At 52.4% G+C, this 15,328-nt stretch carries 9 protein-coding genes and 1 pseudogene; 3 read left to right on the plus strand and 7 right to left on the minus strand.

Annotated features, from left to right (window positions below):
• Position 1: 1 nt before the first annotated feature.
• Entirely contained in the window at positions 2-2,707 is a 2,706-nt protein-coding gene (gene malT, locus BGE37_RS17755; protein WP_000907017.1) for an HTH-type transcriptional regulator MalT, read from the minus strand.
• Positions 2,708-3,330: 623 nt separating this feature from the next.
• Here malT and malP point away from each other — a divergent pair.
• Together malP and malQ are read left to right on the plus strand one after the other, a co-directional pair.
• On the plus strand, positions 3,331-5,724 hold the full coding sequence (gene malP, locus BGE37_RS17760) for a maltodextrin phosphorylase (RefSeq protein ID WP_105288278.1): 2,394 nt from the start codon (positions 3,331-3,333) through the stop codon (positions 5,722-5,724).
• Between the two features lie 9 nt (positions 5,725-5,733).
• Positions 5,734-7,817, plus strand: a pseudogene (malQ, locus tag BGE37_RS17765) (4-alpha-glucanotransferase).
• Positions 7,818-7,861: 44 nt separating this feature from the next.
• Here malQ and gntT read toward each other — a convergent pair.
• The 3 genes from gntT to gntX form a co-directional block, all read right to left on the minus strand.
• Positions 7,862-9,178: a gluconate transporter gene (gntT, locus tag BGE37_RS17770; RefSeq protein ID WP_001131758.1), complete on the minus strand. Its 1,317-nt coding sequence runs from the start codon at positions 9,176-9,178 to the stop codon at positions 7,862-7,864.
• Between the two features lie 351 nt (positions 9,179-9,529).
• Positions 9,530-10,105: a Fe-S biogenesis protein NfuA gene (gene nfuA, locus BGE37_RS17775; protein WP_000619389.1), complete on the minus strand. Its 576-nt coding sequence runs from the start codon at positions 10,103-10,105 to the stop codon at positions 9,530-9,532.
• Positions 10,106-10,163: 58 nt separating this feature from the next.
• A complete protein-coding gene (gene gntX / locus BGE37_RS17780) occupies positions 10,164-10,847 on the minus strand; it encodes a DNA utilization protein GntX (protein ID WP_001355000.1) in 684 nt (227 codons plus the stop codon).
• Positions 10,848-10,884: 37 nt separating this feature from the next.
• Between gntX and bioH the strand changes: the two genes are divergently transcribed.
• Positions 10,885-11,655 carry a pimeloyl-ACP methyl ester esterase BioH gene (gene bioH, locus BGE37_RS17785; RefSeq protein ID WP_001060062.1) on the plus strand — a complete coding sequence of 257 codons (771 nt, stop codon included), beginning with the start codon at positions 10,885-10,887 and terminating at the stop codon, positions 11,653-11,655.
• 28 nt (positions 11,656-11,683) lie between these two features.
• Here bioH and rpnA read toward each other — a convergent pair whose 3' ends face one another.
• The 3 genes from rpnA to feoB form a co-directional block, all read right to left on the minus strand.
• Positions 11,684-12,562 (minus strand): recombination-promoting nuclease RpnA, encoded by an 879-nt coding sequence (gene rpnA / locus BGE37_RS17790; protein WP_000039089.1) that lies wholly within the window; start codon positions 12,560-12,562, stop codon positions 11,684-11,686.
• Positions 12,563-12,763: 201 nt separating this feature from the next.
• Entirely contained in the window at positions 12,764-13,000 is a 237-nt protein-coding gene (feoC, locus tag BGE37_RS17800; protein WP_000157586.1) for a [Fe-S]-dependent transcriptional repressor FeoC, read from the minus strand.
• Complete coding sequence (feoB, locus tag BGE37_RS17805) at positions 13,000-15,321, minus strand: Fe(2+) transporter permease subunit FeoB (protein WP_000736997.1); 2,322 nt, start codon at positions 15,319-15,321, stop codon at positions 13,000-13,002. Before feoB ends, feoC begins: the two co-directional genes overlap by 1 nt.
• Between the last annotated feature and the right edge of the window lie 7 nt (positions 15,322-15,328).

A 15,328-nucleotide genomic window follows, 5' to 3' on the forward strand; every position in this document is an offset into this window, starting at 1 on the left:
CTCACACCCCATATCCCATCATCTTCAGCAGTTTCTGCGCGTGTTGTACCGCGGCCTGACGGTGGGCGACACCGAGTTTTTGGTACAGATTGCGGATATGCGTTTTGATGGTGGTTGCCGCCACTTCCAGCTCGCCTGCAATTTGTTCATTGCTGTAACCGGAGTAAATCAGCCCCAAAACCTGCCATTCGCGTTGGGTCAGCGGGCTGGTACGGATCAATTCTGGTACTTCCGGATGATTTAGCAGACGTTCAACGAAATTCTCATCAAAATGGGCGAATTTATGCCGATGATGTTGATTTATTTCCCGCAGAATACGCTGTGCACGATGCTGTTCCAGCTCAGGCAACGTATTGAGTTGAATCAGTTGGCGTAACTGTTGCGCCATCGCTTCGCCTTCGATGACAAAGTGACTGATAAATCCGGTACGATTCGCCAGTTTTAATGCCTCCAGCAACACACGCTGGGCATCATTTTTGCGACCGGCCTGCCAGTATAGTTGATTAAGCAGCAACAGGTTACGGTTGAGATCGCTCATTAACCGCAGACTGCGGGCGTTTTCATTGAGTTCTTCAAGAACAATTTCTGCCGGTTCAAACTCGCCCAGCAATATTTGTGCACGGGCGATGTTGCGCCATTGACCTTGCAGGAAGTGGTTATTCGCAAACTCCGGTTTGGCTGTGTGACGCAACCAGTTGGCGGCGGCAGCTTTGTCGCCGGTCATTTGCCAGTAAATGACCCGGACTTTGTTGGCGTTAGAGATCCAGTCGCTGTGATATTTGCCATTTCCCAGCAGGTTTTCCAGACGATTCAGTTGGCTACGGGCGTTATCCAAATCACCTCGGGCCAGCGAGCATTGAATCAACATTGCCAGGCACTGGAGCTGTTGCTGTGGCTGATAAGACGACAAAACTTCAATCCCGCTGCGTGCCGATGCTTCGGCTTCGTCCAGCCGTGCCCAGGCCCATAACAGTTGTGCTCGGATACGTACCAGAAATTCATGCATTGGCAGCTGTTCCAGATGCTGCTCGTTGATCAGCTGGAACGCTTTTTCCTGCGTTTCCCACGCGGTTTGCAGAAAACCCTGAGCAAACAGAATTTCGCTTTGCTGGATTAAACTCCACAAAGCGTAGTGCCAGACATCGTGCTGGCGTGCCATCTGTTCGGTTTGCTGCATTAACGCCAGTGAGCGGGTCAGTTCCCCTTTGCAGTGCAATACTTCACCCAACACCGAAGTTGCTACAATGCGGCTGTAGAACCAGCCGGGAGGCAGTTCTTCCAGTGCCAGTTTTGCCAGCCGTTCAGCTTCATCCGGGTTACCATCGTTAATTGCCACCTGGGCGCGCAGAGCATTAAATTCTGCGTGCATGGTGCCTTCTCTGATGTCTTTGATTTCATGTTCAGCACGAGCCAGCAGGGTGTTTACTTCGCCGTAGCGATGCTGGCTTTGCATCAGCCACGCTTGTAATAACACCAACTGCGGATTTTCCAGCAAACTCTCCCATGGCAGGGCTTTAAGTGACTCTTCAAGTAGCGAAAGTTCGCTGTGGTTGAACAAACTCCAGGCGTGATTAAGCAGAATATCGCGCAGCATCAGCGCATCGCCTGCCGCCAGCGCATGATGAATCGCTTCGCTGGGGAATCCCTGGGCCATCCAGCTTTCTGCGGCGGCACTGTGGATTTTCGGCAGCTCAGCCGCCAGTTCCCACTGGCAGCGCTGGCGCAGGAAGTTGCCAAACAGCGGGTGATAGCAGAACCACTCGCCGCTATCATCCATCCGCTGTAAAAACAGCCCCTGACGCTCAATCTCTTCGAGGCGCATTTGCCCGTTTTCTTCGCCGGTCACACGAGTGATGAGTGCATCGTTCATTGAGCGCAAAATGGCGCTTTTCAACAGAAAATGGCGCGTTGCGAGATCGACGTTGTCCAAAACCTCATCGACCAGATAATCCGAAAGATGACTGGCATTGATTCCCGCCAGGCGACGTGCCGACTTATGGGCTGAGTGGGTATTCTGCCGGGCGGAGAGGGCAATTAACTGTAGCGCAGTCGCCCAACCGGAAACGTCATCGCAAATCCGACTGCTTTCTGCGGCTTCAATCGGCGATGACAGGCGGCAATCAAAAAACTGCTTCGCTTCCTGGTGGGTAAACGCCAGTTGCTGACTGCCAATTTCCAGCAGTTGGTCGCGAACACGCAGATTGGCAATGCCCAGTTGCGGAAGATTGCGTGACAGCACCACCAGGGTGAGATTTTCTGGTTGATGGCGAATAAAGAAGCGCATTGACTCGTGGATCACCGGATTAGTGATCAGATGGTAGTCATCGATGACCAGATAAAGTGGGCTATGCCATTCCGCCAGCTCAATGAAAAGCTGGGCGAAGAGTGACGTCAGGCTGGCATATTGCCGTTTTTGCGCCATCGTCTCACAAATCGCACAGTGACCGTTGGTTGCCTGTTGCACGGCGGCAATGAAATAGCTGGCGAAACGCTCTTGCTGGTTATCGCCCTCATCCAGCGAGTACCAGCCCAAATCGTTTTTGCCTGCCGCCCATTGAGAAATGAGCGTGGTTTTTCCGTAGCCCGCAGGACTCGTGATCAGCGCCAGCCGGAAGTTGTTCGCGCCGGAAAGTTTAGCCAGCAGGCGCTCACGAACCACGGTATGGTCGAGTCGAACCGGACGACTTAATTTTGACGGAATCAGCATAGTTAATCACTTCACTGTGGAAAATGAGGAAATATTATTTTTTTTGCGCTTCGTAATTAATGGTTATAAGGTCGGCCAGAAACCCTTCTAATGCAAGCGATGACGTTTTTTTATGTGTCTGAATTTGCACTGTGTCACAATTCCAAATGTTTATTAACAACTCACCTAATAACGACGCTGATGCAGCGTGAATACTGGGTTTTACGGTATTTTCCTCATGTTCATCAGTTTCATTTAAGCAAGGGAGTCTTCTCAATTCCTGATGAAAGAGCCATCTAAAAAGAGGATCTTAATAAACCTATTAAGAATGAGATGGAGCAAACTGAATGTTTTACTTATGAAACTGTTTCACTCCTTTACTTAATTTATAGAGTTACCTTCCGCCTTTTGAAAATACACAACGGCCATTTTTTGCACTTAGATACAGATTTTCTGCGCTGTATGGCATTGATTTGCTGCTAATCCTGTGGATTGCACTAGGTTTAAGTGGTCGAGATCACATTTCCTTGCTCATCCCCGCAACTCCTCCCTGCCTAATCCCCCGCAGGATGAGGAAGGTCAACATCGAGCCTGGCAAACTAGCGATAACGTTGTGTTGAAAATCTAAGAAAAGTGGAACTCCTATGTCACAACCTATTTTTAACGATAAGCAATTTCAGGAAGCGCTTTCACGTCAGTGGCAGCGTTATGGCTTAAATTCTGCGGCTGAAATGACCCCTCGCCAGTGGTGGCTGGCAGTGAGTGAAGCCCTGGCGGAAATGCTACGTGCCCAGCCATTCGCTAAACCGGTGGCCAATCAGCGACATGTTAACTACATCTCAATGGAGTTTTTGATTGGACGCCTGACGGGTAACAACCTGTTGAATCTTGGCTGGTATCAGGATGTACAGGATTCGTTGAAGGCTTATGACATCAACCTGACTGACCTGCTGGAAGAAGAGATCGACCCGGCGCTGGGTAACGGTGGTCTGGGACGTCTGGCTGCGTGCTTCCTCGACTCAATGGCAACTGTCGGTCAGTCTGCGACGGGTTATGGTCTTAACTATCAATATGGCTTGTTCCGCCAGTCTTTTGTCGATGGCAAACAGGTTGAAGCGCCGGATGACTGGCATCGCGGTAACTACCCGTGGTTCCGCCACAACGAAGCTCTGGATGTGCAGGTAGGAATTGGCGGTAAAGTGACGAAAGACGGACGCTGGGAGCCGGAATTTACCATTACCGGTCAAGCGTGGGATCTTCCCGTTGTCGGTTATCGTAATGGCGTGGCGCAGCCGCTGCGTCTGTGGCAGGCGACGCATGCGCATCCGTTTGATCTGACAAAATTTAACGACGGTGATTTCCTGCGTGCCGAACAACAGGGCATCAACGCGGAAAAACTGACCAAAGTTCTCTATCCAAACGACAACCATACTGCCGGTAAAAAGCTGCGCCTGATGCAGCAATACTTCCAATGTGCTTGTTCGGTAGCGGATATTCTGCGTCGCCATCATCTGGCGGGGCGTAAACTGCACGAGCTGGCAGATTACGAAGTTATTCAACTGAACGATACCCACCCGACTATTGCGATTCCAGAGCTGCTGCGCGTGCTGATTGATGAGCATCAGATGAGCTGGGATGACGCCTGGGCCATCACCAGCAAAACTTTTGCTTACACCAACCATACCCTGATGCCAGAAGCGCTGGAACGCTGGGATGTGAAGCTAGTGAAAGGCTTACTGCCGCGCCACATGCAGATTATTAACGAAATTAATACACGCTTTAAAACGCTGGTGGAAAAAAACTGGCCGGGCGATGAAAAAGTGTGGGCCAAACTGGCGGTGGTACACGACAAACAAGTGCATATGGCGAACCTGTGTGTGGTTGGCGGTTTCGCGGTAAACGGTGTTGCGGCGCTGCACTCGGATCTGGTGGTGAAAGATCTGTTCCCGGAATATCACCAGCTATGGTCGAACAAATTCCATAACGTCACCAACGGTATTACCCCACGTCGCTGGATCAAACAGTGCAACCCGGCACTGGCGGCTCTGTTGGATAAATCACTGAAAAAAGAGTGGGCTAACGATCTCGATCAGCTGATCAATCTGGAAAAATTCGCTGATGACGCGAAATTCCGCCAGCAATATCGCGAGATCAAGCAGGCGAATAAAGTCCGTCTGGCGGAGTTTGTGAAAGTTCGTACCGGTATTGAAATCAATCCTCAGGCGATTTTCGATATTCAGATCAAACGTTTGCATGAGTACAAACGTCAGCACCTGAATCTGCTGCATATTCTGGCGTTGTACAAAGAGATTCGTGAAAACCCGCAGGCTGATCGCGTACCGCGCGTCTTCCTCTTCGGCGCGAAAGCGGCACCGGGCTACTACCTGGCGAAGAATATTATCTTTGCGATCAACAAAGTGGCTGACGTGATCAACAACGATCCGCAGGTTGGCGACAAATTGAAGGTGGTGTTCCTGCCGGATTATTGCGTTTCGGCGGCGGAAAAACTGATCCCGGCGGCGGATATCTCCGAACAAATTTCGACTGCAGGTAAAGAAGCTTCCGGTACCGGCAATATGAAACTGGCGCTCAATGGTGCGCTTACTGTCGGTACGCTGGATGGTGCGAACGTTGAAATCGCCGAGAAAGTTGGTGAAGAAAATATCTTTATTTTTGGTCATACCGTGGAACAAGTGAAGGCAATTCTGGCCAAAGGCTACGACCCGGTGAAATGGCGGAAGAAAGATAAGGTGCTGGACGCAGTATTGAAAGAGCTGGAAAGTGGCAAATACAGCGACGGCGATAAGCATGCCTTCGACCAGATGCTGCACAGTATCGGCAAACAGGGCGGCGATCCGTATCTGGTAATGGCGGATTTCGCAGCCTATGTAGAGGCACAAAAGCAGGTGGATGTGCTGTACCGCGACCAGGAGGCCTGGACTCGCGCGGCGATCCTCAATACCGCCCGCTGCGGTATGTTTAGCTCGGATCGCTCTATTCGCGATTATCAGGCTCGTATCTGGCAGGCAAAACGCTAAGGAAGCTCGATGGAAAGCAAACGTCTGGATAATGCCGCGCTGGCGGCGGGGATCAGCCCCAATTACATCAATGCCCACGGTAAACCGCAGTCGATTAGCGCCGAAACCAAACGGCGTTTGCTTGACGCGATGCATCAACGTACCGCCACGAAAGTGGCGGTAACGCCAGTCCCGAATGTCATGGTCTATACCAGCGGCAAAAAAATGCCGATGGCGGTGGAGGGCAGCGGCGAATATAGCTGGCTGCTGACCACCGAAGAAGGAACGCAATACAAAGGCCATGTAACGGGGGCAAAGCGTTCAATTTACCGACGAAGTTGCCGGAAGGTTATCACACGTTGACACTCACCCAGGACGACCAGCGCGCGCATTGCCGGGTGATTGTCGCCCCGAAACGCTGTTACGAACCGCAGGCGTTGCTGAATAAACAAAAGCTGTGGGGCGCCTGCGTCCAGCTTTATACGCTGCGATCGGAAAAAAACTGGGGTATTGGGGATTTTGGCGATCTCAAAGTGATGCTGGTGGATGTGGCAAAACGTGGCGGGGCTTTCATCGGTCTGAACCCGATTCATGCGCTCTATCCGGCAAATCCGGAAAGTGCCAGTCCGTATAGCCCGTCTTCTCGTCGCTGGCTAAATGTGGTTTATATCGACGTTAACGCCGTCGAAGATTTCCATCTTAGCGAAGAGGCTCAGACCTGGTGGCAGTTACCGACCACGCAACAGACGCTGCAACAGGCACGGGATGCCGACTGGGTCGATTACTCCACCGTCACTGCGCTGAAAATGACAGCATTGCGGATGGCGTGGAAAGGTTTTGCGCAACGTGATGATGAGCAGATGGCCGCGTTTCGCCAGTTTGTTGCAGAGCAGGGCGACAGCCTGTTCTGGCAGGCGGCGTTTGACGCGTTACATGCCCAGCAAGTGAAAGAAGACGAAATGCGCTGGGGCTGGCCTGCATGGCCAAAGATGTATCAGAACGTGGATTCACCAGAAGTGCGTCAGTTCTGCGAAGAACATCGTGATGACGTCGATTTTTATCTCTGGTTGCAGTGGCTGGCTTACAGCCAGTTTGCCGCCTGCTGGGAGATAAGCCAGGGCCATGAAATGCCGATTGGCTTGTACCGTGATCTGGCGGTTGGCGTAGCAGAGGGTGGAGCAGAAACCTGGTGCGACCGGGAGTTGTATTGCCTGAAAGCGTCGGTGGGCGCGCCGCCGGATATCCTCGGCCCGTTGGGGCAGAACTGGGGATTGCCGCCGATGGATCCGCATATCATCACCGCGCGTGCCTATGAACCGTTTATCGAGCTGTTGCGTGCCAATATGCAAAACTGCGGCGCGTTGCGAATTGACCATGTGATGTCGATGCTGCGTTTGTGGTGGATACCGTATGGCGAGACGGCAGATCAGGGCGCGTATGTTCACTATCCGGTAGATGATCTGCTCTCGATTCTGGCACTCGAAAGTAAGCGCCATCGCTGCATGGTGATTGGTGAAGACCTCGGCACTGTACCGGTAGAGATTGTCGGTAAACTGCGCAGCAGCGGTGTGTACTCCTACAAAGTGCTCTATTTCGAAAGCGACCACGAGAAGACATTCCGCGCGCCGAAAGCGTATCCGGAGCAGTCGATGGCGGTTGCGGCGACACACGACCTGCCTACACTGCGTGGCTACTGGGAGAGCGGGGATTTAACACTGGGCAAAACGCTGGGGCTGTACCCGGATGAAGTGGTATTGCGCGGTCTGTATCAGTATCGCGAACTGGCGAAGCAAGGGTTACTGGATGCACTGCATAAACATGGTTGCCTGCCAAAACGTGCGGGGCATAAGGCATCGTTAATGTCGATGACGCCGATGCTTAATCGTGGTTTGCAACGTTATATCGCTGATAGTAACAGTGCTCTGTTAGGGCTTCAGCCAGAAGACTGGCTGGATATGGCCGAACCGGTAAATATTCCCGGAACCAGTTACCAGTATAAAAACTGGCGACGTAAGCTTTCTGCAACGCTTGAGTCGATGTTTGCCGATGATGGCGTGAACAAGTTGCTGAAGGATTTGGACAGACGGCGCAGAGCGGCTGCGAAGAAGCAGTAGAGAGCGGTTGATGCCGGATGCGATGCATCCGGCAGTCAGTATTATCAAATCACCATATTCAGCAGCAGACAGCCTACCAGACCGCACACCGAGATAATGGTTTCCAGCATCGACCAGGACTTGATGGTCTCGCCGATAGTCAGGTTAAAGTACTCTTTGAACAGCCAGAAGCCCGGATCGTTCACGTGAGAGAAAATCACACTACCGGAACCAACCGCAATAACCATCAGTTCCGGGCTAACACCCGTCGTTGCAATTAGTGGTGCCGCGATACCCCCCGCAGTGATTGCCGCAACGGTTGCGGAACCCAGCGCGATACGCAGTACGGCGGCAATCGACCAGGCCATCAGCAGCGGAGAAATGTTGGTTTCGTGCATCATGGAAGCAATGTATTTGTCCACGCCGCTGTCTACCAGCACCTGCTTGAACGCACCGCCACCACCGATGATCAACAGCATCATCGCGATGATTTTGATGGAAGAAACCAGCGTGTCGTTAATCTGATCCATTGAACGACCACGGTTCAGACCAAAGGTGAACATCGCAATCAACACGGCAATCAGCGTTGCCATTACCGGGTCACCGAGGAACTCCGCCACTGGCAGGAAAGCGTGACCTTTCGGCAGGATCATTTCGGCAATTGCACGCATCGCCATCAGCACAACCGGCACCAGAGAAGTCCAGACGCTGACGCCAAAGCTTGGCATCTCTTCTTCGCTGAAGGTTTTCGCGCTGTACAGACCTTCCGGGATTGGCTTATCGATACCTTTCAGCACGCGAGCGTAAACCGGACCCGCGAGAATAACGGTCGGGATTGCCAGAATAGTCCCGTACAGCAGGGTTTTACCCATATCGGCATTGAAAATGGTGGCAATCGCAGTTGGGCCCGGATGTGGCGGCAGGAAGCCGTGGGTCACAGACAGCGCAGCCGCCATTGGTACACCAACATACAGCAGCGGAATATTCGCGGAAGCCGCGATGGTAAACACCAGCGGCAGCATTAGCACGAAGCCCACTTCATAGAACAGGGCAAAACCGACAGTAAAACCGGTTAACACTACCGCCCATTGGATGTGTTTTTTACCAAATTTGGCAATCAGCGTGGTGGCGATACGTTGTGCACCACCGCAGTCTGCCAGCATTTTGCCCAGCATCGCGCCAAAACCCATGATCAGGGCAAGGCTACCGAGCGTCCCGCCGACACCAGCTTTGATGGAGCCAATAACTTTATCCAGCGGCATTCCCTGCATTAATCCAACAGCAAGCGCCACGAGGACGAGAGCGATGAATCCGTTCATTTTGAAGCGGATCATCAGGAGCAACAACAAGATTACACCGATAGCAACAATGACTAATGGCATGATTTACCTGGCCTTTCATTTGTTATGGGTAACGTCAATTTTCTGACGACAAACTCTAATTATCCCAATCGGGAACAGAGATATTGCGGCACCACGACTGATACCCACTAAAACTAATTATTGTAGTCAGATGTCAGGAGTATGTTTGGTACCCGCGTGAATGATACGGGTAACATCTGGCGTTTGAGAATCACCAGAGCGGGGTAAATTTAAATTATGAGAGGTTGGTCATATTATCGCGGGGAAACGTAGGGACTGGATTTGCCGAGGCAATGTAGCGCCAACGCCTGGCAGACGGCCCGATAAGACGCTTTAGCGTCGCATCGGGCAATCTATAAAAGAGAGGATAACTTAGTAGTAAGAGTGTTCGCCGCGCTGGTGTTCGGTGAGATCGCGTACACCTTTCAGCTCCGGGAATTCGTTCAGCAGCTGCTTTTCGATCCCTTCTTTCAGCGTCACATCGACCATTGAACAACCGTTACAACCGCCGCCAAATTGCAGAATGGCGTAACCGTCTTCGGTGATTTCCATCAGCGAAACGCGACCACCGTGACCGGCAAGCTGTGGGTTGATCTGCGACTGCAGCATATACTCCACGCGCTCCATCAGCGGCGCATCGTCAGCTACTTTGCGCATTTTGGCGTTTGGGGCTTTCAGCGTCAGCTGAGAACCCAACTGGTCGGTAACAAAGTCGATCTCTGCATCTTCCAGGTAAGGCGCGCTTAACTCATCAACATACGCGGTCAGCAGGTCAAATTTCAGGGCAGTGTCGGTGGCTTCCACAGCGTCCGGCGGACAATAAGAAACGCCACATTCAGCGTTAGGCGTGCCAGGGTTAATCACAAATACGCGGATTTGTGTCCCTTCTTCCTGATTTGCCAGCAGTTTGGCAAAGTGCGCTTGTGCAGCATCGGAAATACGGATCATAGTAATGGCCTAATAGTTGACTATTTTAGTTGGTTATAATACGCCCATCATCGAGGCTCTACAAGGTTCGACAAAGGCACCAGACCTGGACAGTCGCCGCACCATTGCGTAAAAGCAACTGCGCAATCTCTGCGACGGTACTTCCGGTGGTAACGACATCATCCACTATCACCATATGGCGACCTTGCACCGGCAATTCAAGGCGAAAGGCATTTTTCAGGTTGCGTTTGCGCAGCCGGGCGCTAAGAAAATGCTGGGTCGCAGTGGCCCGTGTACGTGTGACGGCTTCGCTATCCCATTGGCAGTGCAACCAGCGTGATAACGGCTGACACAGCAAATCGCTCTGATTAAATCCCCGACGCCAGTGACGCCGCTGCCATAACGGCACGCTGATGATGCGGTCCGGCAATTGCAAACCGGTGGCGCGACGAGCGTGTAAGACTTCCAATAGTAACAGACGTGACAGGGCGCTGGCGATTTCGCAACGCCGGGAAAACTTAAGCTGGTGGATGAGCGGACTTAACGGCGGTGCATAGTCGGCAACCGTGACCAGTCTTTGCCACGGCGGTGGTTTTTGCAGGCAGCGACCACAGGGAAGATGGGAGTGTGTTGCGGGTAATCCACATTGTGGGCATAACGTTTTATCTGTACGGGTGGCGCGAGAGCATACCGAACAAATCCCCCAATGACCTAACGCCAGGGGCATTCGGCATAGCCAGCATAATCCCGGTACTGTTAGCATATGTTCATCCTTGTAAGTAAAAAGAGAACAATAGCGGATGAATAACATCTGGTGGCAGACCAAAGGTCAGGGGAATGTTCATCTTGTGCTGCTGCACGGATGGGGACTGAATGCCGAAGTGTGGCGTTGCATTGATGAGGAACTTAGCTCGCATTTTACGCTGCATCTCGTTGATCTGCCCGGCTTCGGGCGCAGCCAGGGATTTGGTGCGATGTCACTTGCTGATATGGCTGAAGTCGTGCTGCGACAAGCTCCGGACAAAGCTATCTGGTTAGGCTGGAGTTTGGGCGGACTGGTGGCAAGCCAGATTGCGTTAACCCATCCCGAGCGGGTTCAGGCGCTGGTCACCGTGGCGTCGTCGCCATGTTTTAGTGCTCGTGACGATTGGCCGGGGATCAAACCGGACGTGCTGGCAGGTTTCCAGCAGCAACTCAGTGAAGATTTTCAGCGCACGGTAGAACGGTTCCTTGCGTTACAAACCATGGGTACAGAAACGGCACGCCAGGATGCGCGAGCGCTGAAGAAAACCGTTCTGGCGCTGCCGATGCCGAAGGTTGACGTGCTCAATGGTGGGCTGGAAATACTGAAAACGGTCGATCTCCGCCAGCCGCTGCAAAACGTGTCCATGCCGTTTTTGCGATTGTATGGCTATCTCGATGGTCTGGTGCCGCGCAAAGTGGTGCCGATGCTGGATAAACTCTGGCCACACAGCGAGTCGTACATCTTCGCCAAAGCGGCCCATGCGCCGTTTATTTCTCATCCGGACGAGTTTTGTCACCTGCTGGTGGCGTTGAAGCAGAGGGTGTAGACAGCTGTTGAAATGGCGAGACAGAACTTTACTGGCTCGCCGCAGCCAACTCCTCTTCTGACACCCCGGTAAAACGCATGATGTCCGCAAGAGGGACTCCGGATTCAAGCATTATTTTTGCTATATGCAAGGCTTTGGATTGTTCCCCCTCTTGCCGCAATCTTTCCGCAATAGTCATTAAACTCTCCTTGTGTTTCGGTGAACGTTCGGCCACACCATCGATAAAATCATTAAAACGTACTGCATCGCCAGTTTGCAGTATGTAATTAAACAGCCCTTTGATTTGTCTGTCATTAGCGTATCCACTACTTAATAAGCAGGCCATTTGCTCTACCAGTCCCATCAGATCGCGTTGACGAATATGTTTTTGAATTAACTCCAGCAGCGCCATGCGTCGGTGCTGCATGATTTCATCATCAGGCATGACGGTGACATCAATCAGCGGAAATGCAGAGGCATAAAGCTGCCTTGCCAGTTTGGGATCGGCGAAACAATCAAGCCAACACAGCGAATAGGGATAGGGGCTTTCAATACCATGGTAAAACAACAATGGCACCACCATCGGCAACGTTTTGTATCCGGCATCCAGGTGATTTTGCATTGCGGCAATGGCGTAACGCATCATGCGAAATGCGATCAGTTTGTTTGAGGTGCTTTGATGTTCAATCAGACAATAGATATATCCCGGTCCTTGTTCCGTTTTCACCGACCACAGCACGTCGGAATAGCTTTCACGCAGATCGTCATCAATAAAGCTGCTCGACTCCAGCTTGAGGGTTTTCATATCACAGAGCGCGTGAATAGGTGCCGGTAAATGGAACGCAAGAAAATCGCGCGCCGTCTCCGGTTGGCGTAAAAAGAGTTTGAACAGCGCATCGTGTGGGGTGGAACTCTGCTTTTTGCTCATGGCGTTCCTTCACCTGTTGTTTGAATGCCGCGACTCTACGCGCCACTCCACACCTGTGCATTAGCGAGTTTTCATCCCTGCGAGACGCTTTCAGAGGAATTTACGTCGCGCTGCAAGGGTTGCATTTTTATGGAAAGCCGCACGCAAAAAAGCCCGGTTGCAAACGCATACCGGGCTTTCAAAACAGGTAGTAAAACAAGGTTAACGTAACGCCCACCACTCACGCAGGCAGGCTTTGCCTTCCGGGCAGCTTTTACAACTGCCAGAGAGGCAGCCGTCAGGTTCTTCCTGAATTCGCACGGCTTTGCCCATACTTTCCAGCTGTTGCAGCATGGCGTTAATCATGGGTTGCGGAGTGTTCAATGTCTGGCTTATCTGGGCCGCTTCCATACGGCCCCGTAATGCCAGCAAATCGCGCACCTGAATAAGTGAAGCCATTAATGGCAATCACCGGTGGTGCTGGCTGCGCAGCAACTGCTTACCGATTTGCGTGTTGCCAGCAGTTCGATATCGACCCGGCTACGCGCGCGACGCAGCAAACCGATAACCACGATGTTAAACAGGATAACCGCCAGAATGCATACCAGGCTGTAGGTTGGATGCTGGCTGTAGCTGGCGACCTGGTAGAACAATGTTGCCAACGAGTAAGCGATATTTAGCCCCCACAGGATGGAGAAGCCCATCCAGCCACGGCTTGATTCACGGGCGATGGCTCCCATTACCGAGATACATGGTACATACAGCAGGACGAAAATCAGGTAGCTGTAAGCTGCTGCTGCGCTACCGAATTTCTGATCCATCACGCCCATCGCCCCGGTACCCATTTCGCCGTCGCCTTTGCTCGCTTCAATGGGGTTCATCAGTACGCTAAGACTGAAGGTGTCTTTCAGGCTCTGCCAGGTTTCATCTACCGCGCTGAATAGCTCTTCACCGAGGTTAAATTCCGCCGGATTGAACTCTTCGTCCTGAATATTTTCTGCGGTGTAGAGGGTGTTGAGCGTACCCACCACCACTTCTTTCGCCATTGCGCCTGTAAACAGGCCAACAGTTGCCTGCCAGTTATCTTCATGTACGCCAATCGGCTTGAAGACCGGGGTGATCACCCGGCTGACGGAAGCCAGCGCCGAGTCGTTGATGTTATCGACGATTTTCCCGCTCAGAGAGAAACTGTTGAAAGCGCTCAGGAAAATGCTGACGATGATAATCACTTTACCAGCACGCAGAACGAAACCTTTCAGACGCTGCCAGGTCTGGATAATCAGGCTTTTAACGTGTGGTACATGGTAGACCGGTAGCTCCATGACAAACGGCGTCGCTTCACCGCGCATGATGGTGTACTTGAGCATCAGGCCAGTCAGCACCGCCATCACAATACCGAGCATATACAGCGAGAAGACCGCCAGCGCACCGTTCTGCCCGAAGAAGGCAGCCGCGAATACGGCGAAGATAGCCAGACGCGCGCCGCAGGACATAAACGGTGCCATCATGATGGTCATCAGACGTTCACGCGGTGCATCAAGCGTACGTGCGCCCATTACCGACGGTACGTTACAACCGAAACCAACGATCAGCGGTACAAAGGATTTCCCGGGCAAGCCCAGCGCCTGCATCAGGCGGTCCATCACAAACGCCGCACGCGCCATATACCCGGAGTCCTCAAGGAAGGAGAGGAACAGGTACATCATGCCGATCTGTGGCACCAGTGGCAGAACGGTGTTAATACCGCCACCCAAGCCCTGGGCGAGGAAGATAGTCAGCCAGTCCGGGAAGTGGAGCGTGTAGCCAATCCACTGAATACCATGCACAAATAGCGCCACGGAGCCGACGTCAAACAGCGGCTGTAACGCCCCGCCGATGTTGATAGCCAGCAGGAACATCAGGTACATCACAAAGAGGAAAATCGGCAGACCGAGGAAACGGTTGAGCACGATTTTATCTACCGCAGTGGTGAAACGGCTGGGTTCTGCCGTCAGGGTGTTGCTTACCACATCACAGATGGCAGCAATGCACTGGTAACGCGCATCGGCAATGTGCAGCGCCGGATCGTCCATCTCATTACGCAGACGGGCGAGGGCGGCATCAAGATGCTGCGACGCTTCACCGGCGTAGGCGCGGCTGTAGATATCGCCTTCCAGCATTTGCAGGCCCAGCCAGCGACGTTGTTTCAGCGGGATGTCGGAAGGCATCACTTTTGCCAGTGAATCTGCTTCGTTGAGCAGCGGCTGTGCGTAATGCACCAGTTCCACATTGTCGTTAGCTTTATAGCGGTCAATCGCCAGCTTGAGCGCTTCAATACCCCGACCACGGGTTGATACCAGCGGGATCACCGGGCAGCCAAGACGTGCCGACAGCGCATCAATTTCAATGCGAATATTTTGCTTCTCGGCAATGTCGAGCATATTCAGCGCCACGATGCAGGGAATGCCGAGTTCCAGCAGTTGTAGCGTCAGGTACAGGTTACGCTCAAGGTTAGACGCATCCACCACGTTAATCAGCAGGTCAGCGTCGCCACTCAAAATGTAGTGACAGGCGATTTGCTCATCGAGCGAGGTCTGCGATGAGATGGTGGTCAGAGAATAGGTGCCGGGCAGGTCCACCAGCGTGACCTGATGATCGGTGGTGGAGAATTGCCCTTCTTTACGTTCGACGGTAACGCCAGCCCAGTTACCTACACGCTGACGTGCGCCAGTGAGCTGGTTAAATAAGGTTGTCTTGCCAGAATTTGGATTACCAATTAAGCCAATGGTTAATTTTTTCATTGTTGTT

It is taken from the genome of Escherichia sp. MOD1-EC6300, from assembly GCF_002965045.1.
GTDB classification, from domain to species: Bacteria; Pseudomonadota; Gammaproteobacteria; order Enterobacterales; family Enterobacteriaceae; genus Escherichia; species Escherichia coli_F.